Genomic DNA, 23,983 nt, shown 5'->3' on the forward strand with positions numbered 1-23,983 from the left:
ATATAGGGTAATTACTTGTTTGACTTTGTCCACCACGCAGGCTTGTAAGACGACGCTTTTCCCGCGCCATATCCGCCAGCCACTCCAAATAGTCGCTCTGCTTCCGTCACGTACGGTGCTAATTCTTTTCGCTCTCCCAAGATCCACAAACAACCATTATTTGACCTGCAATCTACAGCTTTGAACCCCTTGCTCACGAAGAAATCCTTCAAGCTTTTGGGCTGAGTTTTACCTGCTTGTACAGTAGATCCTTGTTTTGCAGGAGAGTTTGCCACATCTTTGGGGATAAGCGTATCATTAGCAATAATTTTCGTAATCTTATATGTCAAAGAAACTCCTGCAAGTTTAAAGGTTTCACCGACCTTTTTCCCTATAATTCCTTTTTGCTTAGGGTACTTTGCAAGATCAACCATCACGGTTGTGTCCTTTTTTGTTTCCTGAATTACTGCCTTAATGGTTACATGATCGACTACTTCATTAAGCAATCTTTCTTTGATGGTGGCTGAAGCTGTACGTTTGGTTACAGTATTCCGTTTGTTTCCCGTACGAACACCAGTTGATGGTGTACCGCTCTGCGTTGAAGACTGCGGTAAAGGTGTTCTATCTGGCACTTGCTTAATAATTTCTTCCATTGGTGTACCAGGCTTCAGATCGCTAATTACATACAAAACATCTCGGGCTCTTGAACAGGCGGTATATACTGCTCGCATCTGGCTCTGTACCGCAGTTTGCTGCTCTTCCGGCATATTTTTGATAGCGCTCCATGTCTTTATTTCACTACCCACTTGTCCGTTGAGATTGACATAGTTATACGGGAACAAGCCAGCCAAAATAACAGCCTTAAAATCCAATCCCAACGAGGACTCAATGGTAGAGATAACTACACCCGTAATGTCTCCGGGTTTTTTCTTCACAAAGAAACCATCTTTCTCGTTAATGATCATCGAATAAGAAATGCCTTCCTCGTCAAGCCCTTGCTGAAGCCAATAGAGGAAATGGTAGTTCAAATAGGGAACTTTTCTAAACGGGAATAACACAGCTATGTCTGAGTAACTAATCCTATACGTTGTTGCAATTTCTTTAATTGCTGCAATTACACTCGTTTTGATACTTGTCCGTTGAACCCCGGTCCTAACTTTAAGCGCAATTGTTGGATTTGTGCCGACTTTGAACGAGTTATATTCATACTCCAAAGAGTTAATTAGATCCAGCATTGACAAACGCGTATTCATGTGCTGCAACATATGTGAAATATACTCGCCTATCTCTTGACTATTTCGGTAATTTTTTTCGATGTAGCGAACACGTCCAGTGAAGTCAAGCTGGATCCCATTCATCCGTTTCCACGGGGCATCACCTTTTCGACTTAGCGCACGAACTGCTTGATTCAAATCGCCTGCCATTAAAAACACACGATCATCGTCATCTTCCAAAAGGCGATAACATAGCTCGAGATAAAGAGGATCAAAAATCTGCACCTCGTCAATAAAAATCGCCTTAAATCGAAGCTTCACCTTTCCTTGTTTCACCATGTCTATGCATTTTTGAATTTCTTCTTCTGTTGCAATGTTTGATGCGCAATGAGAGTGTAAGCATTCCTCATAAATCTTTTTTACCAACTTATGGAATGTCATGACAAACAGTTTGATATCTTTGCCAAAATTAGCACAACTGCGCTTGAAATTATAAGAATCGGCTAAGTTGCTGTTATAGCATGTGAGGAGTACGTTGGATCCTTTGTACAGACTTGCATACTTAAACGCTTTAGAAAGAAGCAGAACGCTTTTTCCTGCGCCGGGGTTTGCCAGAATGACTCGATGACCTTTACCCATGTCGTTAACAACGCCTACCTGGTACTCATCGAGGAAGAATGTTTTATATTCCAGTTCCTTTCCGGTAATGCGCAGATCAGCTTCGGTTACCAATGTTTTCTTTTCGGCAACGCAAACATTTATGGTCTCATTCAGCACGACAGTGTATTCGGGAGCCAAACGTTCGAAAATCGCTCGACATTCTAGTTCTGACAGAGACTTAAACGTCTTATCGTATGCCTTGCGAATACCCGCAAATATTTTCAAATCTTCAATTCTTTTTTCTTTGCCGTCAGATGTGATTGGTCTAAACGAATCAAATGCTGCATAATTTCGTAGTTGCTGAAGGTCATCCTTCGACACGGTAGTCTTTCCTACCACCTCATCCGGAAACATAACAATATGTTTGTATGGGAATTTAAGTGCTTTCTTTTCTCCGTTACGAACAATCAAAAGCTTGGAATCCAAAAGGCGTTCATAGATTTTACCTTCGACCATTTGGACATAAGCGATATACGAAGACACCGGCATTGCATTAATCATTCCGGAGTAAATCGAGAACGTGACAAGCCCTTCGCTGGGAGAAATATACATTCCCAGCTTCACTCTTTCGCCGCTTAAGCCTACAGGGTCTATACCAACCACCATATGGCCATTTTGAAAATTGCGTGCAGCATATCTAAGGATCCCTTTTTCCGCTTTTGTAATATGATCCTTTCGTTCATAATCCTGCGGCCACAAGCGAATTGCCATTTCTCCCACCTCTTGGTTTCACGAATAAGATTTACTTGCAGTTATGGATATTGCTCAATCTCCACTCACAAACTCCATCACATCTCCGATATTGACATCTAACGCAACGCAGATTCTATTGAGCACGGACAGCGTAACCTCTTCATCCCGCCGCAGCCGGGTCATGGTGTTCGGCGCGATGCCTGCCGCTTTGCGCAGATCAGCTTTGCTCATCTTCTTATCGACGAGCAGTTTCCAGAGCTTATTATACGAAATAGCCATTCCTGTTCGACCTCCGGCCACAAATAATGTTTTTATTATACATCTTTCTCGAACACAAGGCAAGAGAGCTTCGCATCATGTTGCGAAACTCTCTAATTTCAAAAACAGCTTGCATGCAAGACTCTTACGCATAGATCGTTCGTATATCTTGGCAGCAGTTTTACTTCTCATTTTCCGCTCGGCATCAATATCATAAGGGCTTGGGATTATCCCAAAATCGCCGCGTGCACGGACAGCGGCTGTGCTTGCTAATCCACCAAATCCCAGTTTTCTCTGTCCCAACGCCGCTCTTTCTCTCCGCCGAAATCTGTGCTATACTGTAAGAAAATCGGTGGAAGGAGGACTCTCTTATGGCGCTCAAACGGGTATTTGCCGGGTTTTATACACGGTACGACGGAAAGCCCATCTTCGTTGTCCGGGTGCTCAAAGACATCGACACCAGCGAGTTCATCGTGGTCTGCAAGGACGCCAGCTTTGCCAAAGAAGACAACGAGCATTACTACCTCATCCGGTACACCTCCTTCTGCGAGCAGGTCGAAGCCGATGGTGTGCTGCGGGATAAATACGTCCGCCAGACCCGGCGCGAGATCGACGAAGGCACCGTCCGCGAAGTGTATGAGGACGGCTTTCCGGAGCCCAAGAGCAAGCCCTTCACTTATGTTGATGACGAGTACGCGGAGTGCGCCATCCGTTGCAGCAGAACCTATAGAAGGCAACATTGTCAACAAACTTCTCACTACATTTTTCAGCAATAGCTTTCCTTTGTGCCTCAAACTTGTCACTGGCGAACTTTAAGAAAAAGAGGCTGAGAACAACGTGTTTGTATTCTGCTGGCTCGACAGAACCACGAAGTTTGTCAGCCGATTTCCAAAGGGCTTCTTCCATGGAAATTTCTTTCTTGGATTTAGATGTAGCTCGTGCCATACCATGATCCTCCTATTTCTTTATTCCTTACTAAGAATAGCACACTTTTCATCCAAAAAGTAGGACGTCAAGCAATTTCCTTTGAAAGGATCATTTCATCCAGCTTGTTTTTGAAGTCGGTCTTGGTAATCTTCAGCCCATTGGAACCAAGACGTACCACAGGCGGATAGCCCTCGTCGTTTTCCAGTGCTGCAATGATGCTGCCGGAATCCCCCTTGCCAACACCGCTGTGCGGCATAGGACCGACCATGACCAGCGCATATTGAGGCTTATAGTACATCTTCTTGAAATTGAAGGTTTTAGCATCCTCATAGTCAAGATAGAGTTCAAAGCGGTTTTTATCCAGACCCAGCCTTTTAGCAATAGAGAGCAATACGTTTGCCTTAACATCGGACTGACCGCTCACAATGATCTTCCCAGTTGGATACACCTGATAGTCCGATTGCTTTTGAAGCAGGTACTCCATACCCAGCATCTTGAGAAAGATCTCAAGCTCACCGGTGCGATTCAGCATGGAAAGGGCACCGGGCAGATGGTCGTCCAGCTCCTGCCGGATATTATCCTCCAGTTCGAGCAGTTCTTCTACGTCAAGCATCGTTTTCTGCACTCTCCTCATCAAAAACATGGTGGAGTTTGTCGATTGCACGTTCAAGCCGGAGCTTGAGCATAGCGATTTCATCTTGTGCTGCCTGATACTTCTGTGCGATGCGATTTTGTTCTTCCATAGAGGGCAGCGGAATCAGAACTTTTTTCAGCTTGTCTACGCCTATATTCGGAATGGTGGCACCAACGGTGATGTTTTTCAGGGTCGCAATGCCTTGCTCGCTTTCGAAAAATGCCTTGACGTAGTAAGGGTTAGCCCGGCTTTTGTCCAGCTCAATAATATACAGATTGCCGTTTGCCAGAATCCGCTGATCCTCCCTGACAGATGCAACGGCAACCTTGTACGGATAACCATTTTTCGACAGGATGAGATCGTTGTTCTTCAAACAGTATTTCTCATATTTGGGTTCGATGCTGGATAGATACGGCAGCTTGTCATCGATTATGCCGTTCTGAATATTTGCCAACATCAAATACTGCATATTAGTCACTTCGTTGGACACCATCGTATCGAGCTGGCTGGCAGTGCAGGGGGCACCACGGCTGATGCTGCGGATGACACTTTCAAAAGGAACACCATTTGCAAAGGCTGGAACGCACTGCATATAGCGTTCCAAACTCAGGTTATAGTCGTTCTCACGAAGTTCATCAATGGAAACTTCTCGGCTATAATCCGAATCCGTGTGCATCGCATCCACAATAGTTGCAATGTCATCCTCACTGAACAGATTCTGCCGCCGTCCCATCATGCAGATCTGGGAGGCGTCGATCATGCGCACACGCTCATTATTATGGCTGAGCACGATCAAGGTGGTGCCTACATTCGTATAGGAGAACATTTTGGTTGGCAGTGTGATAACGCACTCGATTAGTTTGCGTTCTACGAAGTATTTTCGCATAGGAGTATCAATGCTATTCCATGTGCTGCCGTTTGTCATAATGCCAACGGCTTTTCCTTCCTCGGCAAGCAAATCGCAGAGCAACGCATTGAAAATCCAATCAGACGAAGTTGCCTTCGACAAACCCGGATACTTTCTGGAAAGACGCTCCATATACTCGGTACCTTCTCCCAGATACCGCAGCTTCATTCCAAAAGGATAATTGGAAAAGATTTTATCGAACTTTGGCGTAGGATTGTCTTTTACAAGATTGAAGACATCGCAAAGCTGTACATGAACGTCCGCACCGAGCAGTTCGACACGGATCTTTGCGATTGCCCCCCGTTCCTCGTTAATCTCATAACCGTAGTAGTGCGCTTTATTCTGATTTTGTGCTTCGGCAACAAGAAAAGAACCAATGCCACAACCAAGGTCTGCTACACGTTCGCCATCCTGTACGCACAAGATGCTTTGCGCCAATTTTATAATCGAATGAGGCGTTGTCATCGCCGTCTTCGATTCTTCCTCGTCTCCGGGGAATAGTGCTACCCATGCCAATTCCTCCGGTGTGTAATAATTGACCAGCCGCAAAAGTTGCTTCCACGCTTCCTCGGAGAGATGTGCCTTTGCAAAGCAGCGAGTATCCTCGTCAATGTCCAATTTGCCGTTGTAAATATCTTCGAGCGTAATATTGTCCATGTGGGAAATATCCTGAGACACCTTGTGAAGAAGGTATGCCGCAAGATATACGTTTCCTTCGGGGCGAATGCCTGACTGGACGAGACATTGTGCAATCTCCGCTGGAATCTGGGAGATTTTCATCTGCTTCTCGTTGTTATAGAATTCATTTTCAACAATCGACATGGTTGCCTCCAATCTTGTGGTTATTGTTAACCAAACACATCTTCTGGCGTTAGTATAGCATTTCCAGGATACAAAGTCAATGGTTTCAACCAATCTTTTTCTGATTATTAAAAACCATGGAGAGACGCGCTGCTACTCCCTACAAATAAATAAAGATAAAGAGTGCATGGGACATACAAGAACCCGCACCAATAGTTGTAGAACCTGTGCATTGCTTTCGTTTGGTTGCAGGAGTAAAATAAAAATGATTTATTATAGATTACCAGCGCCTCTATAAAGTGATAAGGCTTAAAATAACAGGAGGCCATCATGGAGCCAATGAAAGCAACCAGTGTCAACAGCCGTGCGGAGGAGCTGTTTGTGCAGCTTTTCTGTGAAGCTTTTGGCCCGGAAAAGACCGAAAATTTGCAGGTCCAGTACCCCTTCGTGGACATCTATGGTCGGCATCGCTATATCGACTTTGCGCTGGAATCGCCTGAATCTAAGATTGCAATCGAAATTGACGGTGAGACCTACCACAACCCCAGCAAGGTATCCGAAAACAAATACGCTGACGACCTCCTGAAACAGAACAGCCTGATCTATGACAACTGGAAGGTATATCGTTGGATCTACAGTCAGTTGGAAAAGCAGCCGGAGAAGGTCAAGGATGAGCTGATTACTTTCTTAGGCACCAGCCCTATGTTCAAGGCATTTGAAGCAGACCTGCCGGTGCAGATGGGGCAGACCATCGAGCTTCGGGACTACCAGCAGGAAGCCACCGAGAACCTGCAAAAGATGCGAGAGAACGGCAAAACCATTGCGCTGCTATACCATGCAACCGGCGTAGGTAAAACCATCACGGCGGCAACGGATGCCAAGGCAGTGGGCGGACGCACGCTGTTTCTGGTCAACGCCCTGAAGCTGGCATCGCAGGCAAAAGAGACTTTCGCCAAGGTCTGGCCGGAAGCGACTTTGGGAGAGTACACCGGAAGTCAGAAGGATATGAGCCAAACGGTCATTTTTGCAACGGTGCAGAGTATCTCCAAGGATCTGGAAAAGTTCTCGCCTACGGATTTTGACTACCTGATTGTGGACGAATGTCACCATGCTGCGGCCAATACCTACCAGAAGATCTTCACCTACTTCCATCCGAAGTTTATTTTGGGGCTGACCGCTACCCCGGAACGCAGCGATGGCGAAGATATGCTGGAACTGTTCCAGAATGTCGCCCACAAAATGGATCTTAAAACTGCCGTAGAGCGTGGTGTACTGGTGCCGATTCGCTGCATCCGGGTCAAAACCAACATTGATCTAACCGATGTGCGGATCAATGGTATCAAATACAACTCGCAAGATCTGGAGAGTAAGCTGTTCATTCCGGAGCGCAATCAGTTGATTGTTGATACCTATCTGAAGTACGTGAATGGCAAGAAGACTGTGATTTTTTGCGCAAGTGTAGATCATGCGGCGGAGATTGCGAAGTTGCTGCGCGACAATGGGGTGAAAGCAGAGGCTGTTTCCGGGCGTGACCGGGTAGAAATCCGGGATAAGATCCTGAAAGATTACGAAACCGGTTCTACGAATGTTCTTTGTGCCTGTGACTTGCTGAATGAGGGCTGGGATAGTCCTCATACCACAGTGCTGTTCATGGCACGCCCCACAATGTCTAAAACAATCTATATGCAGCAGCTTGGGCGAGGCACCCGCCGCTGTCCGGGAAAAGATGACCTGCTGGTGATTGATTTTGTAGACAACGCCAATATGTTCAATATGCCCTACAGTCTGCATCGGGTGCTGGATATTTCAAAATATCAGCCCATGGCCTATGTGCTGGCCCCGGAGAACAAGCGGAAGCTGGATCAGGACATGCTGTTCAAGGGAGAAAAGCCGGAAGCGTGGCTGGATGTGCCGATTGATGTAGACGACTACGAAATCATCGACTTGTTCAATTGGCAGAACAGCGTCAAGAATATGATCTCGTAGATTGAGTTTGTTCGGATGGTAGATGTGCAATCCGAAACGGTAGATCGTTATATCAAGGATGGAAAAATCAAGCCGGATCTTTCTGTCCCGTTTGGCGACAAGCGGATGTTCCACTATTTCCGCGAAGAAAGCGTCCGAAACATTGCCAAGCAGTACGGCTGGGATCTCATCACGCCGCAGAATATGGCAGATAAGTTCATGAAATTCATTGAAACGATGGATATGAGCTTTTCCTATAAGCCGGTCCTGCTCAAAGCAATTTATGAGTACATGGACAGCAATGGCAGAGTTGCCCTGCCGGATGTGGTGGATTACTTCATTGACTTTTATGAAGACCGCAAGGCGCATGGGATGATTGCGGAAAAGCCCAACAGTATCTACCAAAAGGGTGGCTATACTAAGAAGGATGTGGAGAAGAACATTCTGTCCAATCCGTTCAAGCGTTTTGAAGACATGCGCTTTCTGATGCGCTGCAAAGATGTAGAGACCGTTGAAGTGAATCCCATCATCTTCCGCAAGCTGACACGGGAAGACTGGCTGCATATTGTGGACGTCTGCGACAAGAGCCTTGAAAAATATTATATGAGGTTCAAAAAATAATTAGAAAGGATGTTTATTGGACATCACTTTTTGTAAGATGCCTTCAGAAGAAGCAATAACAGACTTTTGAAGGAGGACAAAACAATGTCAAACGGTGATTATGGTTACTTCGGCAAAGGTGATACGGGCTATGCCCAGTACATGACGGCGTTCAACCGCAACTTCGGCGATTCGTCTGGCGGCGGTGGTGGTGGCGGAAACCACAACAACAATGGTGGTGGCGGCGGGGACGGCAGCGGATGCGGCTGCCTGATCGCTATTGCAGTGGTCGTGGTGCTGATCCTGATCGTCTTGGGTGGCTGAATCAATCCCTGCAGGTGAAACACAGGTTTTCCCTGTGGGGATTTTTCGAATCTGCTTGTAGAAAGCAACGGTCTATGGTAGGATGAAACCAAAGATACACAGGAGGGCTTACACATGGTTTTGCTGGTTGTGGATACACAGAAAGGTATCGTGGATGAACGCCTGTATGCGTTTGAAAAGTTTGTCAGCAACATCAGGGAATTGATCCGGACTGCCCGCGAACAGGGAATCGAGGTCGTCTATGTCCAGCATGACGATGGGCCCGGTACAGGCTTTTCCATCGGGGACGATGAATTTGAGGTCTATTCCGGGTTTGCGCCACTGCTGACTGAAAAACGATTCGTCAAGACTGTATGCAGTGCGTTCAAAAAAGAGAGCGGCCTGCTGGAATATCTGACGGAAAAGGACGAAAAAGATGTGATGGTCTGCGGCATCATGACCGACTTCTGCATCAATGCAACGGTGGAGGCGGGCTTTGAGCATGGCCTGCACATGATCGTTCCTGCCTATGCAAATTCCACGCAGGACAACGAGTATATGACAGGGGAGCAGAGCTACCACTATTACAATGAATTCCTCTGGCCGGACCGCTATGCCGATTGTGTGCCCATGGACAAGGCGCTGGAGCTGCTCAAAAAGTGAGGTGTTTACAATGATTTCCGAAAAGGTTAAAAGTCAAATTCAAGTGGTGCAGGGGAATATTACCAAACTGGACTGTGACGGCATCGTGAATGCGGCCAATCGCAGTCTGCTGGGTGGCGGCGGTGTGGATGGTGCCATCCACCGGGCAGCAGGGCCGGAACTGTTGGCGGAGTGCCGCACGCTGCACGGCTGCCGCACCGGCGAAGCAAAAATCACTAAGGGCTACCGGTTGAAAGCAAAGTATATCATTCATACAGTAGGGCCGATTTATTCCGGCACAGCAGAGGATGCCGCGCAGCTGGCGGACTGCTACCGCAATTCGCTGAACCTTGCCAAAGAGCATGATGTCCATAGCATTGCGTTCCCGGCAATTTCGACCGGCGTGTATGGCTACCCGCTGGAAGATGCCACGGAGATTGCGGTCAAAACAGTGGCACAGTGGCTGGAAGATCACGCGGATTACGCCATGCAGGTGATTTTCTGCTGCTTCGATGCCCGGACGGAGCGGGTGTATCAGGCAAGGCTGTAACCGGAAGAGGTGTGAGAGATGTGCTTTTTCAAAAAGCTGTTTACAGGGATCGGTTTTACGGCAGGATTTCTGTTCTTCGGATGCTTGTCAGTGATTGTGTATGCGTCCCGTGGACGGCATAAACCCTGCCATCGGCGCAGCAGCTTTTGGAACACATTGGAGCGCTACCTGATTTTTTCGTGGATCTGTGAAGGTGTGCGCAGCAGCCGGAAACGAGCGGAGACGTCCTATTATCAGCGCACAGGCAGCGATTTCTGGCAGACTCAGAAACAAGCCCGACCGGAAAGCGTTAAAAATGCTGTTCCTGCGGTGAAAACACCAAGGCCGGAGTCAAAAAGCACGAGCACAGGTGCAATGCGGTCGGTAAAACCAAAGAGAACGGAGCGTCCTTCTGCGGCACAGAAAGCATCGGCAGCACAAAGCGGTGCCAAAAGCGTGTCGGTGCCGACAGCGGCAGGGCATAGTGCATCAGAGGCTGATGCAGAAAAGCACAGCGAACGGTCAGAGCCTAAGCCAGAACCCAAGCAGAAGCATGCTGCGCAACAGCCAGAAGCCAAAGAAGTACATCAAAAGTCCGCACAGCAATTGGAAGCAGAACGGCAGCAGAAACTGGAAAACCTGCGTGTTGCAATGCAAAAACAGATTTGCACCATTCATGCAGACGTGAAACTCCCGACGGACGGTCAGAATGACGGCAGAGCGGTGGAGCAGAAGCTGCATATCTTGTTGTACAAGTCCACGCTGACAGAAAATGACCTGAATCAAGCACTGGATGAGCTTCGGACGGAGCGCAGACGGCAAAAGGCAGAGTATCAGGGGGCACCGTTTGCGGATGTGTTTCTGGTGAACCTGATTTTGTCTGATGAGGATAGTGAGCGGGCCTGCATCGTGGATGTGGGGGATACCGGCATGAGCTATGTCATTCCGTGGAGCAGCATCCCGAAAGACCTGCAGGAACCGCTGCACCGCTATGTATCGGAAGTGGAAGGAAAGCTCTGCGGCTACTGCAAGGAAGAACTCTGCAACAGTGAAAGCGGCAGGATGGTCGTGGAACTGTATCTTGGTAAACAGGATGGGCATGGCTCCCGAATCCTGTACTGAAAATGGAGTAAAGATTGAAATACAGAGAAATCGCAGACGGCATTTTTGTTGACCGTCCCAACCGCTTTATTGCCCATGTGGGAGTGAATGGAGCAGTGGAAACCGTCCATGTCAAGAACACCGGGCGGTGCAGGGAACTGCTGCTGCCCGGTACTGCGGTGCGGCTGGAAGTGTCGGACAACCCGAAACGCAAAACAAAATACGACCTTGTGGCGGTACACAAGCAGGGCCTCGGCTGGGTCAATATGGACAGTCAGGCACCCAATAAGGTGGTAGGGGAGTGGCTTGCAAAACAGGGCTACGACTATATCAAGCCGGAATTCACCTATGGGAAGTCCCGCATCGACTTTTACATGGAGAAGGGCGAACAGAAGTACCTGCTGGAAGTCAAAGGCTGTACACTGGAAGTGGACGGCATCGGCTATTTCCCGGATGCACCCACCGAGCGGGGTGTGAAGCACCTGCACGAACTGACACAGGCACAATGGGCGGGATATCAATGCGCTGTGGCCTTTGTGATTCAGATGGAAGGCATCACCGAGGTGCGGCCAAATGTCAGCACACAGCCGGAGTTTGGCACGGCACTGGCCGAAGCAAAGGCCGCAGGTGTGCAAGTGCTGTTTTTGCTCTGCCATGTAGGGCGGGATAGTCTGGAAATCGTGGAGCAGAGGGAAGGGTGAAGACGGCAGAAAAACGCTTTGCGTGATTTAGTTACAGAAATCATAAATAGGAAATGTTATCATATAGATACAAGAAACACACCGATAACATTCCAATGGAGGATTTCGATATGAAGGCAAAGTTTTACATCTGCAATCACTGCGGCAACCTCGTCACTACCATCCATAACGCAGGCGTTCCGCTGGTCTGCTGCGGGGAGAAAATGAAAGAGCTGGTTCCCAATACGGTGGAAGCCAGCGGCGAGAAGCATCTGCCGGTGGCAGAGCTTTCCGGCAGTCGTCTCACGGTCATAGTGGGCGCGGTGGAGCACCCCATGGCGGATGTTCACTATATTCAGTGGATTTTTGTGGAGACTGAGAACGGCGGGCAGATCCGCTATCTGAATCCGGGGCAGGCTCCCAGCACTGTTTTTGAACTGGGCAGTGAAAAACCGGTGGCCGTTTACGCATACTGCAATCTGCATGGGCTCTGGATGACGAAACTCTAATACAATCAATGCAAACGGGGAGTGATTTGATGTCACTCCCTGTTTTTTGATGAGAACTTTATGCGGTTCTTTTGGTTCGGAACTGTGTATAAATGGGATGGATAAAATGAGTAGGCACACTATATGCGTTTGTTGAACGTTGATAGCGTTCAATTTTTTGCGTGGAATCGTGAAAATGAGACCTGTGAAAAACGTAGAAAATTTGATATGGTTGCGCTGCAAACTAAGACATATTGATGCTTTTGAAACGAGTTTATAGTGAAATATGTGTAATTCGAGTGCAGATATTCATTCTTGTGAGTTTGTTGTGTGAATTTGTCACGTTCCGCCGCAAAAAAGGACTTGACGGAAAAAATACTCTGTGGTAATTTATGAGCAAATTCGCTTTTGTGAAATAAAGTCGAATTTGAATCCGCATGCATTATCCTGGTATGCGGAAAAAGAGAAAGCATCTTTATCGCAGGGAGGATTGCAAACAAAACCCAGTTCCTCCGCCCAAACCGCTGCGTAGCAGCAGAAAGGACGACCGAATATGAGTTATGACAAAGTGCAAGTCGGCAACAGAATCCGCGGAAGCCGCCTCGAAAAAGGCTGGACGCAGGAACGGCTTGCAGCAGAAGCTGAAATTTCAGTGCAGCAGCTTCGCGCATTGGAAAAAGGACAGCGCAATTTGGGCGTAGACCACTTGGGACGCCTGTCGGATGCAATGGGAGTCAGCAGTGATTTCCTGCTGAAAGGTTGTTCTGAAAACAGTATATTGGTTTGCAAGATGCTGGATGACCTCAAGAAAAAATTGCAGCCACCAAAGCAAATCGCAGAAAAATGAGCGGTTTTGTTGCTGAAACAGTATGTTTTAGTGCTTTACAGTGATGAAAACACTTGCTATAATATCGCCATGGCGCAGGTTTCAGTTGCGCAAGAGGGAAAATTGCCTGAAATGCATTAAAGGCTGATAATACTCCGTGAGCTGCTCACAAGAGCAGCTCCATCGAGTCGCGGTCATTGTGCATTTTCAAGCTAAAAACAGGCCGGGACTCGGAAAAGGAGTCTCGGCCTGTTTGTGTTGAGTAGCTTGAGCGAGCGACAACCACCAGCTCCGCTGGTGGAGAAGAAAATGCTTTAGCTATAAGATTCGAGCGAAGCGAGATGACAAAGAAATTGTCATCTTAGAAGATGCACTTTATGATACTGCTCGTTAGAGCAGTAGGGCAAGTAATGCAGATGAAAGATGCTTGCTCGTGGCCCCTTGCAGGGGCTTTGCTAGTATTATGCCCTTTTAGGGCTTACTCAAGCCACCGGCTCAGCCGGTGGTTTTGACTTCCGGCGCAAAGGAAAGGATTGAACAATGCCATTTGATGCAAAAGAATTCGGCGGACGTATCCGCGATTTGCGGAAAAAGAAGGGGATTACACAGGAACAGCTGAGTATAATGCTGAACATTAGTGCGAACCATCTTGCAAAAGTTGAAACGGGAAGCCGCTGCTGCTCGATTGAGTTGCTGCAGGATCTTTCGTCCTGCCTGAATGTCAGAACGGACTATCTGCTGAACGGAGACGCACCGCATAACAACCATCTGAGGGAAAGACTGACGTTTCTTGCACAGGAATTAGAAAAGATTACGGCGGACCTCCCGGTATGGGGATAGGAAAAAGCAGAATCCTCTTTTTCAATGCCCAAAAGCGTGGTAGAATAGGTAAAAGATTCAGTATCTGAAAAACGGAGCGCGCAACAATGAAGATTCTGGTCAGCGCTTGCCTGCTGGGCGAAAACTGCAAATACAGCGGCGGAAACAATTACAATCAGGCGGTCTGTGATTTTGCGCGGGGGCATCAGGTGATTTCGGTCTGCCCGGAGGTGCTGGGCGGCCTGCCCACACCGCGGTGCCCGGCGGAAATCGTGCAGGGCGTTGTCACGAACAAAGAGGGCATCAATGTGGACCGGGAGTTCCGGGCAGGTGCAGCGAAAGCCCTTGCCATTGCAAAAGAAAATGGGGTGGAGCTTGCCATCCTGCAATCCCGCAGTCCCAGCTGCGGCGTGAAGGAAATCTACGACGGAACGTTTTCCGGGACAAAGATTCCCGGACAGGGTGTTTTTGCCAAGATGCTGATGGACGAAGGCATCCGTGTTCTGGATGCCGGGGAATTGCCTAAAATTATCTTGAAAAATGAGGACGGAAAATGTCAATCAGACTGATTTGCAGCGACATTGACGGTACGCTGCTGCAATACGGAAAAAAGAAACTGGAAAGCGAGATTTTTGAACAGATACGGGAGCTGCACCGGCGTGACATTCTGTTTTGCCCGGCATCCGGTCGGCAGTATACCAGCTTGTGCAAGCTTTTTGCACCGGTGGCAGACTGCTGTGTGTTTCTCTGCGAAAACGGCGGCGTGATCTATAAGGACGAACAGTGCATCGCCAAGAATCCGATGCCGCGTGCATTGGCCGAAGAAATCGCCAACGACCTGTGGACCCGCAGCGACGGGCAGGGCGAAGTGATGCTTTCCGGCCAGAATACTGCATACCTGATGGAGCGGGGTCTGGGAATGCTCAAGCGTATTCAGTTCATCGGGAACAACTATCAGATCATTCATGCCCCGTCTGAGGTGCCGGAGGAGATCACAAAAGTATCGGTGTATCTGCACGAAGGCGTAGAATCTTACACGGAACGGTTTGTCCCACGATGGAAAGAGGCGAACTGCGCTGTGGCAGGGCCGTACTGGATCGACACCACCTTTGCCAACAAGGGCATCGGTGTGCGCAGCATCTGCAAGACTCTGGACATCGCCCTTGCCGATGTGATGGCTTTTGGCGACAATTATAACGATGTGTCGATGCTGGACATTGTGGGTGTGCCCTACATTATGGATGGTGCCGCCGCACCGCTGCGGGAAAAGTACCCGAACCATACACCCTGCCCAGAGGATGTGCTGCGGGAGTTCTTGAAGCAAGCGTAAATTTGGAACGCGCACGTTCCAAATTTGAAATGATACGATACAAGCTGCACGGCTCTGCTGGAAGAACTGCGCTGACAGGAGAATTTTATGACAGAGCGTTATTGTGAAGGTGAACGGTTTGCTGACCTGTCGTTCACCGAGGAGACTTTTGAGGACTGCGACTTTACCGATTGCGTATTTGCGGATTGCTCTTTTACCAAGTGCGAACTGGATCATACCACGCTGAACGAGTGCAAATTCGTGCGGTGTGAGATCACAGGTCTGCGCAGTACCCATTCCTCGGTGCAGTCGCTGGATTTTGAGGACTGCCGCCTGAATGAAATCGAGTGGGCACCGCTGATGTCCAATGGTGCCTTCCCGGACCCCATTCACACGCTGAAAGAGTGCAGTCTGAAATATAACACCTTCACCGAAATGAACTTCAACCGCTTCGACTTTTCGGATGGCAACGAAATTGTCGGCTCAATGTTTGCCAAATGCGAGATGCAGTTGGCGAATTTCAAGGGCGTGGAACTTCACGAAACGGAATTCTACCAGTGTGACCTGCGCAAGGCGGATTTCCGGGATGCCGCCGGTTATAAGGTGGACATTCTGGGCAGCCGCCTGAAGGATGCGAAATTTTCCCTGCCGGAAGCGGTGAATCTGCTGGCAGATTTGAAGATCAAGCTGTCGTAAGAAGGAGGAAAAATGCGTCAACTCATCATTGCCCGAAAAGATCTGCAGATGTCTCCCGGTAAGCTGGCGGCGCAGTGCTGCCACGCTTCGCTGGCATTCCTCACCGACCCCATCGGTATGGGACGGGGCGTGGAACCCATCGAGAAAGACGGAGAAATTACCGGCTATCGGGCAGAAATCATGTTGGAGAAAGCAACCTATGAAGAATGGTTCGATGGTTCGTTTACCAAGACCGTATGTGGGGCAAAGAACCGCAATCAACTGCTGAAAGCAAAAACAATTGCCGAGGAATTGGGCCTTGTGGAAAACAAAGACTTTTTCCTCATCCGGGATGCCTGCCACACCGAGCTGGAACCGGAAGAATTTGATGAAAACGGAGAGGGCATGACCCTGACCTGCATCGGTTTCCGCCCGCTGCCGGATGAAATTGCACACCAGATCAGCCATAAATTTCATTTGTATTGATTCCTGATAGAACTCCTTTATTTTATAAGCATTTTCCGCAATCGCTGCAGCCGTTGCAGATCAACTTGCTGCCGCAGGTCTCGCAGTTTGCGCGGAAATGGGGCACATAGAGATCTTCCTGCGGGATGGGGTAGCCCCAGTCGTCCACGAGGTCAAAATGAATGGGCCTGCCCTGAAAATTCATGCCGGATTTATAAGCCATCCGGCTTTGCAGCTGCTTGCTGGGCAGGTGGTAGCGCCTGCCGTCCTTGATGAACACGGTGCCGGTCTCGATAAAGCAGAAGGTCACGTTGGCATCCACGCATTCCTGCCGGAGAGACTTGACCCAATCAAAATTGCAGGGGCGGGCACCATCATAGTTTTCGCCGCCGCAGATGACCTGCTCGATCTGCCCGGCGGAAAGGTACTGCCGGATGCTTACTGGCCCGATGAAGGGCGCGCACATGATGCCCTTGTGCTTGAAGGGCAGGTCAAACAGAATGGGAATGCGCTCATCGGCGCGGCGCTGATTTTCACAGGTGACGTTGAAAAAGATGTTGTCCCAACCGCTGCCCCAGTCCGGCGGCAGGCACTCCCGTACCCGCTGCGGCCGTTTGGTGAGCAGAAAAAACACCACATCGCTGCGCTGGCGCATGATGTCCCACGCCTCAACCCGCCACGGGTCGGCTTCTTCCAAGAAGAAATCCGAGGTCATGCAGACCCGGATCTGCTCACCACTCTGGATTTTGTAGTGTCCGGTGCGGTCTTTCTGGAGCGGATAGGAAAAGCCGCTTTTCGTTTTGTAGATCTCGGCTCCGTTCTGGTCCCGCATCCGGTCGAGAAAATACATGTAGCAGTTCTGGCAGCCCTCGCTGCACTTGACGCAGCCGTGCCATGGATTCCAGATGTCGTGCAGGAAGCTCACCTTCTTTCGGTACCTATTATTATAATAGCTGCGCGGACAGGAAACAAGAGCACCCCTTGCACCGCCCCGCCGGATGTGATAGGATGAAGAAAACCATGTGAGGGAGGAACCACCATGCCGTTTCTGATGATCCGCAACGACATCACCAAAGTGGCAGCGGATGCCATCGTCAACCCGGCGAACCGAAACCTTTTGCAGGGCAGCGGCACCAGCCACGCTATCTATCAGGCAGCAGGGGAGCAGGAGCTGACCGCCGCCTGTGAAGCCATCGGGCATTGCGATTTGGGCAGGGCGGTGTGCACCCCGGCGTTCGGCTTGCCTGCAAAGTATATCTTCCATGCGGTCTGCCCGGCATGGCACGGCGGCGGCTTTGGCGAAGCGGAACAGTTGGCCGATGCGTACCATTCTGCGCTGGAACTAGCAGCAGAACACCACTGCGAGAGCGTGGCTTTTCCGCTGCTGTCCAGCGGAAACTACGGCTACCCCAAGGAGCAGGCCTTCCGCATTGCGGTGGACACCATCACACAGTACGTCATGGAGCACGACCTGACCGTGTATCTGGTGCTTTACGACCGGGGCTCGCTGGCCGTGAGCCGGAAGCTGTTCGCCTCGGTGGAGGAGTACATTGACGACCACTATGTAGCACAGAACGATGAAAGCTACGGATTTGGCCGTCGGCGCAGGGAATTGTCAGAGCGGCGGAGGCTTCTGGAAGAAGATGCCGCCGTGCCGATGCTAGGTGCAGTTCCGGCACCCGCCGCGGCACCCAGGACAGCCCGCAGTCTGGAAAGCCTGATGGATAATCTCGGTGAAAGCTTCACCACCCGGCTGCTGCGGCTCATTGACGAGCGGGGGCTGAAAGACTCCACCGTGTACAAGCAGTCCAACATCTCCCGGCAGCATTTCTCCAAAATTCAGTGCAATCGCGACTACAACCCCAAAAAGAAAACGGTGCTGGCCTTTGCGGTTGGGCTGCACCTGTCCGAAGATGAAACCATCGACCTGCTCAAGAGTGCGGGCTATGCCTTTTCGGATGGCTCCAAGCGGGACTGGATCGTGCGGTATTGCCTGGAACACAAAATCTATAACATCAATCAGGTCAATACGCTATTGTTTGAATACGATCAGGAACAGCTGGGTGCGTGATTTGTCGCCTGCCCGTTGACCTTTTGTCCTCCGGTTTGTGGTATCCTTTTGCCAACGAAAGCGATACACCACAAAACGGAGGGCATTTATTATGAAGAAAAATCTTACTGAGCTTGTTTTCATTCTGGACCGCAGCGGTTCCATGGGCGGGCTGGAGTAGGACACCATCGGCGGGTTCAATGCTATGCTGACCCGGCAGAAGGAGCAGGAGGGCGAGGCCAACGTGACCACCATCCTGTTCGACCATGAGGTGCAGCTGCTGCACGACCGTTTTCCGCTGAAGGCTGTTGCGCCGCTGACCGAAAAGGACTACTACGTCCGGGGCTGCACGGCCCTGCTGGATGCCATTGGCTACGGCGTGGAGAAGATGGCGAACATTCAGCGCCATCTGCCGGAGAGTGAGCGCGCCGAAAAGGTCATCTTTGTAATCACCACGGACGGGCTGGAAAACGCCAGCAAACGGTTTAGCTATGAGAAGATCCGCCGGATGATCGAGCGGGAAAAAGAGCAGTACGGCTGGGAGTTCCTGTTCCTCGGTGCCAACATGGATGCTGTGAAGGAAGCTGCCCGCTTCGGCATCTCGTCCGACCGGGCCGTGCGGTTCGAGAATGACGCACAGGGCGTGGCGGTCAACTATCACGTTGTCAGCGAGACGGTCTCCCGGATGCGGGAAGCACCCTGCTGCGCGTCCATCGGCGCAGAGTGGAAAGAACAAATCGAAGCTGATTTTCAGAAGCGGCATCATAGGTAAAGGAGGAAACAGCCATGTTAGGAGCAATCTTGGGTGACATCGTGGGCAGTCCCTATGAATTTGACCACAACAATTACAAGCACAAGGATTTTCCGCTGCTGAGCGAGAAATCGCACTTCACCGATGATACCGTCATGACCGCTGCGGTGGCAGTTGGTCTGATTGACGGAAAGGGTCTGCCGGAGAGAACATTTTGTGCAGTGCAGCATGAAATGCGGTTCTGGGGCCGTGAATATCCCCATGCCGGTTACGGCGGGATGTTCCGCCGGTTATGACCTGACCCGTACCTGCGATGAAATTCGGCCGGGCTATCACCATGTGGAGACCTGTCAGCAGACCGTGCCGGAAGCAATCATCGCTTTTCTGGAAAGCGTCAGTTTTGAGGATGCACTTCGCAATGCAGTTTCTCTGGGCGGCGACAGCGACACCCTTGCCTGCATCACCGGCGGCATTGCCGAAGCTTTTTACGGGATGCCGCAGGAACTGCGGGACGAGACTTTGAAACGTCTGCCGGAGGATATCCGGGAAGGATATGAGCTGTTTCGGTGGAACATCGGCCAGAGATAAGACATTCGGAGAACCAAGGAGCAGATACAACACACTCGTGATGTGAAGTATCTGCTCCTTGGTTTTTAATAAGACTCGATGAAGGGCGTCTTGCATCGGCCTGAAAAATCCGATATACTGAACCCAGAGAGTATATCGAATTTTTTGGGAAAAGGAGAGAACGGTATGGAACATCTTTATGAAAAGGCACTGGAAAGTGCGGAATATATCAAGACGCACACGAAAAAGCGCCCGGAATGCGGTGGCACGTGCCATGTACAAAAAACACGGTTATACGGAAATTGGAATTGTCCCGACGGTGTTCAATGGCATTGAGGACGTCCAACTGGTGCTTCTGGAAAAATATCTTGGGAAATGAGGATGGAAAGAGTAACGAACCATACCCCCGCCCGGAGGATGTGCTGCGGGAGTTCTTGAAGCAGAACTGAATTTTGCACGCATGTGTACAAAAAAACAAAATGATACGATATAAGGAAATATTTTGATATGACAAAAGTGCTTTTTATCTGCCATGGCAGGATTTGCCGGACATGAAAAAACGCTTGTAAATCAAGCGCTTTCTGTGTTTCAACCTCAGTTTTACCAATGATTTACCAATATTTCTGGAGAGTTAGGCTTGCAGTATAGTTGATTAAATGTATTAAAAGAGTCGTTTTAGACGAACAAAAAGAGGCATCGGATGCGATCCGATGCCTCTTGCTCAATACTATTCTATTTATCTGCGTCCGAGAAGTTTGCGGAGACTCTGGGTTTCTACAATTCTGTAGTTGGAAAGCCAAAGCTGCTTATCCTTACCGGCCAGCTGAGGGTTAGTATAGGTCTCAAAGGTGTTCTGAACAATGGATGTGCCGACTTCGTTCCAGATGTCAATTGGATTGAACAGCCAGGAAACAGCTCCCGTTGCCTCATCAAATTTCAGCAGACTACGGAAAGCACCAAAAATGGGGTAGATATAGCCACTGGAAACAGAATACTTTGTGGGAGTGGCGAGAAACTCCGTTTTTGTCGGAGTGTCAAGAGATTCGATGCCTCTCACGCTTCCAAAACGCGGATTTGCAACGCCCTGCGCCTTCTTATAATCCCTATACTTTTCAGGAAGTTCGCGTTCGATAACATCATAAAGCTCTACCAGTAGAGGAATTTGCCCGGTCAAAGACTTATAAAAAGGAGATTCAAATGCCTGCTTATAGCGCTTAAATACCTGTGTTTTACCGGAATAGCTCTGTACCGGGGCCGCATTGTCATCAGGATATTTGTCGATATCAAAGGCGTAGAGCAAGCGGAGCAGTTCCGAAACGTGAATAGGTTTATCCTCATTATCTTTGTAAGCAATCAGATCTGCATATGCCTGACCTGCAATGGAGGCTTTAATATCGTCGAACTTGTCGTCGAGATTGAATAGTGCCATATCAGAAACCTGAACCGACGTGTTGCGAGCATCGGAGAGGCGCGTGATATTCTGCACATTGGTGATGACTTCAACACGAACAAATTTGCGAATGTCTTCAGGAATTTCGTCGCGCTTACGCATGATGGCGGTATAGGTGTGGCCGCCGTCAAGAATGCCGTAAAGGGACTTGTCGTTTTCGTCATTCTGATCACCAATGTCAATGGTTACTTCCGAATCAGTGCTATTAAAGGTTAGCGTTTTGGCGGCGATGACGATACCGCGGTTGTTGATATAGAAATCAGTTTCCGGCTCCACTACAGCAGTGAGCAAGCTACGAGCCACATTGGTTGTCATCTTTGGTTCACGCGGATTGACATCGAGAGGAATATTAGAGGGAAGCTCCTTCATATCCACCAGCAGATAATAAATGGTTTCGAAGGTGCTTTCATCTTTGTCTCCCTTACGATAAGGGGATGCGAGGGTACGAAGAGCCTCAACTTTAAACTTTAAATTGGCCATTTTATGGCCTCCTTATATTTTCTTCTCGAGGGCTGTTGCCCTGAGAACAATTTTAGTATATCATATACTCAAAAATAAACAATGCACCATGGTGCATAATGGAGAGATATATGGCTGAAAAAGCAAGACAGAGTGAAGCTCTAACAAAAATAGGAAAAATGTTTGAGCAGAAACGAAAGTCATTAGGAAAACAGTACAAAAGCCGTGAACAATTTATCTATAATAGAAGTGACGAATTGTTCGGCTCAGAAGATTGGATTTCGCTTCGACACCTTTGCAATATAGAACACGGAAGGAATTGGATTAGTATAGAAAAACTAATTATGCTTGCCGATGCTTTGGAAGAAAATCCTGTCGATTTGTTTGCTGAAATAGTTAAAATATATCGAAGTTCTAAAAATTGACTGACTTTTGTGCAGATACTGGCGCAACTTGGATATGATATTGAGCTTACCTACATACAGAAATAGGCCGGTTCGCAAAAAATACAAACTTTATTATAGAAATATCACGAAAGGATTATTTGATATGGACAAAGAAACGATCATCATTGCATCTGAAGATGTGGAAATAATTGATGCATCTGAATATAAAGAAGAACTATCGGAACATTTTGGGCGAGTTCCAGAGGTGGCGAAACCTCTGCTCAAAGGAGCAAAGACAGTTTTTTCCCAAATAGAGAAGTCATTATATACTGCACCGGCCTTTATTAACGCCGTTAAAGCGGCAGTGCCGGATGTGACATTGCAGGCGATGCTGACAGATGAGCAGAAGCAGCAGATTGCAAAAGGAGCCCTTAAGTTAATGACGAAAAAAGATGGCTCGCTCATGGCAAACCTTATTAGCCCTGAGACAAAGAAAATTGTGGCTACCCACAACCGCCCTGAGGGCATCAAAGGCGCGTAGGCCACGGCGGCAGCGATTTTTCTGGCCCGTACCGGCCACAGCAAGCCGGAAATCAAACAGTATGTGGAGCAGACCTTCGGTTATGACCTGAACCGTACCTGCGATGAAATTCGGCCGACCTATCATCATGTGGAGACCTGTCAGGAAACTGTGCCGGAAGCAATCATTGCTTTTCTGGAAAGCGTCAGTTTTGAGGATGCACTTCGCAATGCAGTATCTCTGGGCGGCGACAGCGACACCCTTGCCTGCATCACCGGCGGCATTGCCGAAGCTTTTTACGGGATGCCGCAGGAACTGCGGGACGAGACTCTGAAACGTCTGCCGGAGGATATCCGGGAAGCATATGAACTGTTGTGCTTTATGATTGCTAAGATGATATAAAATGCGATAATACGACTGAATTGTGAAAAGATTGCATGGAATTTCATAAAAGTATTATTCTTTCATGAATTTTAGCACTCTTCTATTGACACTGCTAACGCATGGTGCTATAACAGTGGCGTGCTCAGGAGGAAGGGCAAAAGGAGAACCGCAAGGCTCCCCGGAAAGCCTTTCCGAATAAACAACATAAAGATTTTTTACCCGACCCGAACGCCGGGATTGGAGGAATGATTTATGTTTATGCCGACTGTTTTCCATGAAAACCTGTTCGATGATTTCTTCGATCCGTTCTGGAATGACGCTGCACTGGAACGTATGATGAACCGTGAGGCTCGTGATACCTTTGGTAAGCGCGGTGCAAACATGATGAAGACCGATGTCAAACAGACGGACAACGGCTACGAGATGGCCGTTGACCTGCCGGGCTGCAAGAAGGAAGACGTTCAGATGGATCTGAACGACGGCTACCTGACCATTCAGGCAGTGCGCAGCCACAGCAATGACGAAAAGGATCAGAAGGGTCGCTATCTGCGGCGCGAATCCTTCTCCGGCACCTGCGCACGCAGTTTCTACGTGGGCGATGTGAAGAAGGAAGACATCCACGCAAAGTTCGAGGATGGTGTCCTGCACGTCGAGCTGCCTGCTCCTCAGCAGACGAAGGCTTTGCCTGAGAACCCGAATCTGATTGCAATCGAGTAAAACGCCGGTCGTGTGCGCCAAAGCACAACGCACATAAGATGCCCCCGGAGAGCCGCAATAAGCCCTCCGGGGGCATTTTTGTTTCGCTATCTTTTCCGTAAGGGAAAATCATGGTATACTGAGAACAGCAACTCGGAATTTATGGAGGTACTTCACTATGGAATACAAACGCTTTGGCGGTAAGCTCCTTGTCCGCATCGACAAAGATGAGGAAATCGGTGAAA

At 49.0% G+C, this 23,983-nt stretch carries 29 protein-coding genes and 2 pseudogenes; 24 read left to right on the forward strand and 7 right to left on the reverse strand.

All coding sequences use genetic code 11. The features are described 5' to 3' along the window. Positions 1-11 precede the first annotated feature (11 nt). Together I5P96_RS05100 and I5P96_RS05105 are read right to left on the reverse strand one after the other, a co-directional pair. A complete protein-coding gene (locus I5P96_RS05100; RefSeq protein ID WP_223383460.1) occupies positions 12-2,564 on the reverse strand; it encodes an AAA family ATPase in 2,553 nt (850 codons plus the stop codon). A 54-nt stretch (positions 2,565-2,618) separates the two neighbouring features. Continuing rightward, complete coding sequence (locus I5P96_RS05105) at positions 2,619-2,825, reverse strand: helix-turn-helix domain-containing protein (RefSeq protein ID WP_223383461.1); 207 nt, start codon at positions 2,823-2,825, stop codon at positions 2,619-2,621. A 350-nt stretch (positions 2,826-3,175) separates the two neighbouring features. Between I5P96_RS05105 and I5P96_RS05110 the strand changes: the two genes are divergently transcribed. Then, positions 3,176-3,580, forward strand: coding sequence for a hypothetical protein (locus tag I5P96_RS05110; protein ID WP_223383462.1), 405 nt, complete (start codon positions 3,176-3,178; stop codon positions 3,578-3,580). Here the strand turns inward: I5P96_RS05110 and I5P96_RS05115 are convergent. The 3 genes and pseudogenes from I5P96_RS05115 to I5P96_RS05125 form a co-directional block, all read right to left on the reverse strand. Then, positions 3,531-3,749 (reverse strand): annotated as a pseudogene (locus tag I5P96_RS05115) (type I restriction-modification system subunit M N-terminal domain-containing protein); the annotation flags it as partial. The gene I5P96_RS05110 and the pseudogene I5P96_RS05115 sit on opposite strands and share 50 nt — an antisense overlap. A gap of 67 nt (positions 3,750-3,816) precedes the next feature. Then, positions 3,817-4,344 (reverse strand): hypothetical protein, encoded by a 528-nt coding sequence (locus I5P96_RS05120; RefSeq protein WP_223383463.1) that lies wholly within the window; start codon positions 4,342-4,344, stop codon positions 3,817-3,819. Then, complete coding sequence (locus I5P96_RS05125) at positions 4,337-6,094, reverse strand: N-6 DNA methylase (RefSeq protein ID WP_223383464.1); 1,758 nt, start codon at positions 6,092-6,094, stop codon at positions 4,337-4,339. Before I5P96_RS05125 ends, I5P96_RS05120 begins: the two co-directional genes overlap by 8 nt. Before the next feature lie 318 nt (positions 6,095-6,412). On the opposite strand from I5P96_RS05125, the gene I5P96_RS05130 reads away from it, so the two are divergent. From I5P96_RS05130 to I5P96_RS05190, 14 genes are all read left to right on the forward strand, one after another. Continuing rightward, positions 6,413-8,059, forward strand: coding sequence for a DEAD/DEAH box helicase (locus tag I5P96_RS05130; protein WP_317850511.1), 1,647 nt, complete (start codon positions 6,413-6,415; stop codon positions 8,057-8,059). A gap of 15 nt (positions 8,060-8,074) precedes the next feature. Then, positions 8,075-8,659, forward strand: a complete 585-nt coding sequence (locus I5P96_RS14235; RefSeq protein WP_317850512.1) for a hypothetical protein — start codon at positions 8,075-8,077, stop codon at positions 8,657-8,659. Between the two features lie 84 nt (positions 8,660-8,743). Further along, complete coding sequence (locus I5P96_RS05135) at positions 8,744-8,962, forward strand: HFLK protein (protein ID WP_158388827.1); 219 nt, start codon at positions 8,744-8,746, stop codon at positions 8,960-8,962. 114 nt (positions 8,963-9,076) lie between these two features. After that, positions 9,077-9,604, forward strand: coding sequence for an isochorismatase family protein (locus I5P96_RS05140; RefSeq protein ID WP_223383465.1), 528 nt, complete (start codon positions 9,077-9,079; stop codon positions 9,602-9,604). A gap of 10 nt (positions 9,605-9,614) precedes the next feature. After that, positions 9,615-10,133 (forward strand): O-acetyl-ADP-ribose deacetylase, encoded by a 519-nt coding sequence (locus tag I5P96_RS05145; RefSeq protein WP_223383466.1) that lies wholly within the window; start codon positions 9,615-9,617, stop codon positions 10,131-10,133. Positions 10,134-10,151: 18 nt separating this feature from the next. Then, on the forward strand, positions 10,152-11,234 hold the full coding sequence (locus I5P96_RS05150; protein WP_223383467.1) for a hypothetical protein: 1,083 nt from the start codon (positions 10,152-10,154) through the stop codon (positions 11,232-11,234). A gap of 14 nt (positions 11,235-11,248) precedes the next feature. After that, a complete protein-coding gene (gene sfsA, locus I5P96_RS05155) occupies positions 11,249-11,914 on the forward strand; it encodes a DNA/RNA nuclease SfsA (protein ID WP_223383468.1) in 666 nt (221 codons plus the stop codon). Between the two features lie 110 nt (positions 11,915-12,024). Then, complete coding sequence (locus I5P96_RS05160; protein WP_223383469.1) at positions 12,025-12,402, forward strand: desulfoferrodoxin family protein; 378 nt, start codon at positions 12,025-12,027, stop codon at positions 12,400-12,402. 532 nt (positions 12,403-12,934) lie between these two features. Next, entirely contained in the window at positions 12,935-13,228 is a 294-nt protein-coding gene (locus I5P96_RS05165) for a helix-turn-helix domain-containing protein (protein ID WP_156068850.1), read from the forward strand. A gap of 519 nt (positions 13,229-13,747) precedes the next feature. Beyond that, a complete protein-coding gene (locus I5P96_RS05170) occupies positions 13,748-14,047 on the forward strand; it encodes a helix-turn-helix domain-containing protein (RefSeq protein ID WP_223383470.1) in 300 nt (99 codons plus the stop codon). Positions 14,048-14,133: 86 nt separating this feature from the next. Further along, positions 14,134-14,595 (forward strand): DUF523 domain-containing protein, encoded by a 462-nt coding sequence (locus tag I5P96_RS05175; RefSeq protein ID WP_223383471.1) that lies wholly within the window; start codon positions 14,134-14,136, stop codon positions 14,593-14,595. Then, positions 14,580-15,356 (forward strand): HAD hydrolase family protein, encoded by a 777-nt coding sequence (locus I5P96_RS05180; RefSeq protein WP_223383472.1) that lies wholly within the window; start codon positions 14,580-14,582, stop codon positions 15,354-15,356. The genes I5P96_RS05175 and I5P96_RS05180 overlap by 16 nt, the downstream gene beginning before the upstream one ends. An 87-nt stretch (positions 15,357-15,443) precedes the next feature. Continuing rightward, positions 15,444-16,031: a pentapeptide repeat-containing protein gene (locus I5P96_RS05185; RefSeq protein ID WP_223383473.1), complete on the forward strand. Its 588-nt coding sequence runs from the start codon at positions 15,444-15,446 to the stop codon at positions 16,029-16,031. Between the two features lie 12 nt (positions 16,032-16,043). Then, a complete protein-coding gene (locus I5P96_RS05190; protein ID WP_223383474.1) occupies positions 16,044-16,496 on the forward strand; it encodes an aminoacyl-tRNA hydrolase in 453 nt (150 codons plus the stop codon). 22 nt (positions 16,497-16,518) lie between these two features. Here the strand turns inward: I5P96_RS05190 and I5P96_RS05195 are convergent, their stop codons facing one another. Continuing rightward, a complete protein-coding gene (locus tag I5P96_RS05195) occupies positions 16,519-17,400 on the reverse strand; it encodes a DUF5131 family protein (protein WP_333562979.1) in 882 nt (293 codons plus the stop codon). A gap of 114 nt (positions 17,401-17,514) precedes the next feature. Between I5P96_RS05195 and I5P96_RS05200 the strand changes: the two genes are divergently transcribed. The 5 genes and pseudogenes from I5P96_RS05200 to I5P96_RS05220 all read left to right on the forward strand — a co-directional run bounded on the left by I5P96_RS05200 (position 17,515) and on the right by I5P96_RS05220 (position 20,179). Then, positions 17,515-18,546 carry a macro domain-containing protein gene (locus I5P96_RS05200; protein ID WP_223383475.1) on the forward strand — a complete coding sequence of 344 codons (1,032 nt, stop codon included), beginning with the start codon at positions 17,515-17,517 and terminating at the stop codon, positions 18,544-18,546. A gap of 91 nt (positions 18,547-18,637) precedes the next feature. Continuing rightward, positions 18,638-19,297 (forward strand): annotated as a pseudogene (locus I5P96_RS05205) (vWA domain-containing protein). A 14-nt stretch (positions 19,298-19,311) separates the two neighbouring features. Then, positions 19,312-19,572 (forward strand): ADP-ribosylglycohydrolase family protein, encoded by a 261-nt coding sequence (locus I5P96_RS05210; protein ID WP_223383476.1) that lies wholly within the window; start codon positions 19,312-19,314, stop codon positions 19,570-19,572. Continuing rightward, positions 19,526-19,864: an ADP-ribosylglycohydrolase family protein gene (locus I5P96_RS05215; protein WP_223383477.1), complete on the forward strand. Its 339-nt coding sequence runs from the start codon at positions 19,526-19,528 to the stop codon at positions 19,862-19,864. The genes I5P96_RS05210 and I5P96_RS05215 overlap by 47 nt, the downstream gene beginning before the upstream one ends. Positions 19,865-20,029: 165 nt before the next feature. Further along, positions 20,030-20,179, forward strand: coding sequence for a hypothetical protein (locus I5P96_RS05220; protein ID WP_223383478.1), 150 nt, complete (start codon positions 20,030-20,032; stop codon positions 20,177-20,179). Positions 20,180-20,579: 400 nt separating this feature from the next. Here I5P96_RS05220 and I5P96_RS05225 read toward each other — a convergent pair whose 3' ends face one another. Next, positions 20,580-21,773: an AIPR family protein gene (locus tag I5P96_RS05225; protein WP_118552621.1), complete on the reverse strand. Its 1,194-nt coding sequence runs from the start codon at positions 21,771-21,773 to the stop codon at positions 20,580-20,582. Positions 21,774-21,883: 110 nt separating this feature from the next. Between I5P96_RS05225 and I5P96_RS05230 the strand changes: the two genes are divergently transcribed. The 4 genes from I5P96_RS05230 (at position 21,884) to I5P96_RS05240 (ending at position 23,759) form a co-directional block, all read left to right on the forward strand. After that, positions 21,884-22,177 carry an XRE family transcriptional regulator gene (locus tag I5P96_RS05230; RefSeq protein ID WP_223383479.1) on the forward strand — a complete coding sequence of 98 codons (294 nt, stop codon included), beginning with the start codon at positions 21,884-21,886 and terminating at the stop codon, positions 22,175-22,177. 124 nt (positions 22,178-22,301) lie between these two features. After that, entirely contained in the window at positions 22,302-22,679 is a 378-nt protein-coding gene (locus tag I5P96_RS14275; RefSeq protein WP_411703483.1) for a hypothetical protein, read from the forward strand. A 63-nt stretch (positions 22,680-22,742) separates the two neighbouring features. Next, a complete protein-coding gene (locus I5P96_RS14280; RefSeq protein ID WP_411703485.1) occupies positions 22,743-23,060 on the forward strand; it encodes an ADP-ribosylglycohydrolase family protein in 318 nt (105 codons plus the stop codon). Positions 23,061-23,294: 234 nt separating this feature from the next. After that, positions 23,295-23,759: an Hsp20/alpha crystallin family protein gene (locus tag I5P96_RS05240; RefSeq protein WP_223383480.1), complete on the forward strand. Its 465-nt coding sequence runs from the start codon at positions 23,295-23,297 to the stop codon at positions 23,757-23,759. The last annotated feature ends 224 nt before the right edge of the window (positions 23,760-23,983 follow it).

This window comes from Faecalibacterium prausnitzii (genome assembly GCF_019967995.1).
GTDB classification, from domain to species: domain Bacteria; phylum Bacillota; class Clostridia; order Oscillospirales; family Ruminococcaceae; genus Faecalibacterium; species Faecalibacterium prausnitzii_E.

Coding starts and splice junctions, on each gene's coding strand:
- I5P96_RS05100 (WP_223383460.1), bottom strand. CDS start 2,564: ATGGCAATTCGCTTGTGGCCGCAGGATTATGAACGAAAGGATCATATT.
- I5P96_RS05105 (WP_223383461.1), bottom strand. CDS start 2,825: ATGGCTATTTCGTATAATAAGCTCTGGAAACTGCTCGTCGATAAGAAG.
- I5P96_RS05110 (WP_223383462.1), top strand. CDS start 3,176: ATGGCGCTCAAACGGGTATTTGCCGGGTTTTATACACGGTACGACGGA.
- I5P96_RS05120 (WP_223383463.1), bottom strand. CDS start 4,344: ATGCTTGACGTAGAAGAACTGCTCGAACTGGAGGATAATATCCGGCAG.
- I5P96_RS05125 (WP_223383464.1), bottom strand. CDS start 6,094: ATGTCGATTGTTGAAAATGAATTCTATAACAACGAGAAGCAGATGAAA.
- I5P96_RS05130 (WP_317850511.1), top strand. CDS start 6,413: ATGAAAGCAACCAGTGTCAACAGCCGTGCGGAGGAGCTGTTTGTGCAG.
- I5P96_RS14235 (WP_317850512.1), top strand. CDS start 8,075: ATGGTAGATGTGCAATCCGAAACGGTAGATCGTTATATCAAGGATGGA.
- I5P96_RS05135 (WP_158388827.1), top strand. CDS start 8,744: ATGTCAAACGGTGATTATGGTTACTTCGGCAAAGGTGATACGGGCTAT.
- I5P96_RS05140 (WP_223383465.1), top strand. CDS start 9,077: ATGGTTTTGCTGGTTGTGGATACACAGAAAGGTATCGTGGATGAACGC.
- I5P96_RS05145 (WP_223383466.1), top strand. CDS start 9,615: ATGATTTCCGAAAAGGTTAAAAGTCAAATTCAAGTGGTGCAGGGGAAT.
- I5P96_RS05150 (WP_223383467.1), top strand. CDS start 10,152: ATGTGCTTTTTCAAAAAGCTGTTTACAGGGATCGGTTTTACGGCAGGA.
- I5P96_RS05160 (WP_223383469.1), top strand. CDS start 12,025: ATGAAGGCAAAGTTTTACATCTGCAATCACTGCGGCAACCTCGTCACT.
- I5P96_RS05165 (WP_156068850.1), top strand. CDS start 12,935: ATGAGTTATGACAAAGTGCAAGTCGGCAACAGAATCCGCGGAAGCCGC.
- I5P96_RS05170 (WP_223383470.1), top strand. CDS start 13,748: ATGCCATTTGATGCAAAAGAATTCGGCGGACGTATCCGCGATTTGCGG.
- I5P96_RS05175 (WP_223383471.1), top strand. CDS start 14,134: ATGAAGATTCTGGTCAGCGCTTGCCTGCTGGGCGAAAACTGCAAATAC.
- I5P96_RS05180 (WP_223383472.1), top strand. CDS start 14,580: ATGTCAATCAGACTGATTTGCAGCGACATTGACGGTACGCTGCTGCAA.
- I5P96_RS05185 (WP_223383473.1), top strand. CDS start 15,444: ATGACAGAGCGTTATTGTGAAGGTGAACGGTTTGCTGACCTGTCGTTC.
- I5P96_RS05190 (WP_223383474.1), top strand. CDS start 16,044: ATGCGTCAACTCATCATTGCCCGAAAAGATCTGCAGATGTCTCCCGGT.
- I5P96_RS05200 (WP_223383475.1), top strand. CDS start 17,515: ATGCCGTTTCTGATGATCCGCAACGACATCACCAAAGTGGCAGCGGAT.
- I5P96_RS05210 (WP_223383476.1), top strand. CDS start 19,312: ATGTTAGGAGCAATCTTGGGTGACATCGTGGGCAGTCCCTATGAATTT.
- I5P96_RS05220 (WP_223383478.1), top strand. CDS start 20,030: ATGGAACATCTTTATGAAAAGGCACTGGAAAGTGCGGAATATATCAAG.
- I5P96_RS05225 (WP_118552621.1), bottom strand. CDS start 21,773: ATGGCCAATTTAAAGTTTAAAGTTGAGGCTCTTCGTACCCTCGCATCC.
- I5P96_RS05230 (WP_223383479.1), top strand. CDS start 21,884: ATGGCTGAAAAAGCAAGACAGAGTGAAGCTCTAACAAAAATAGGAAAA.
- I5P96_RS14275 (WP_411703483.1), top strand. CDS start 22,302: ATGGACAAAGAAACGATCATCATTGCATCTGAAGATGTGGAAATAATT.
- I5P96_RS05240 (WP_223383480.1), top strand. CDS start 23,295: ATGTTTATGCCGACTGTTTTCCATGAAAACCTGTTCGATGATTTCTTC.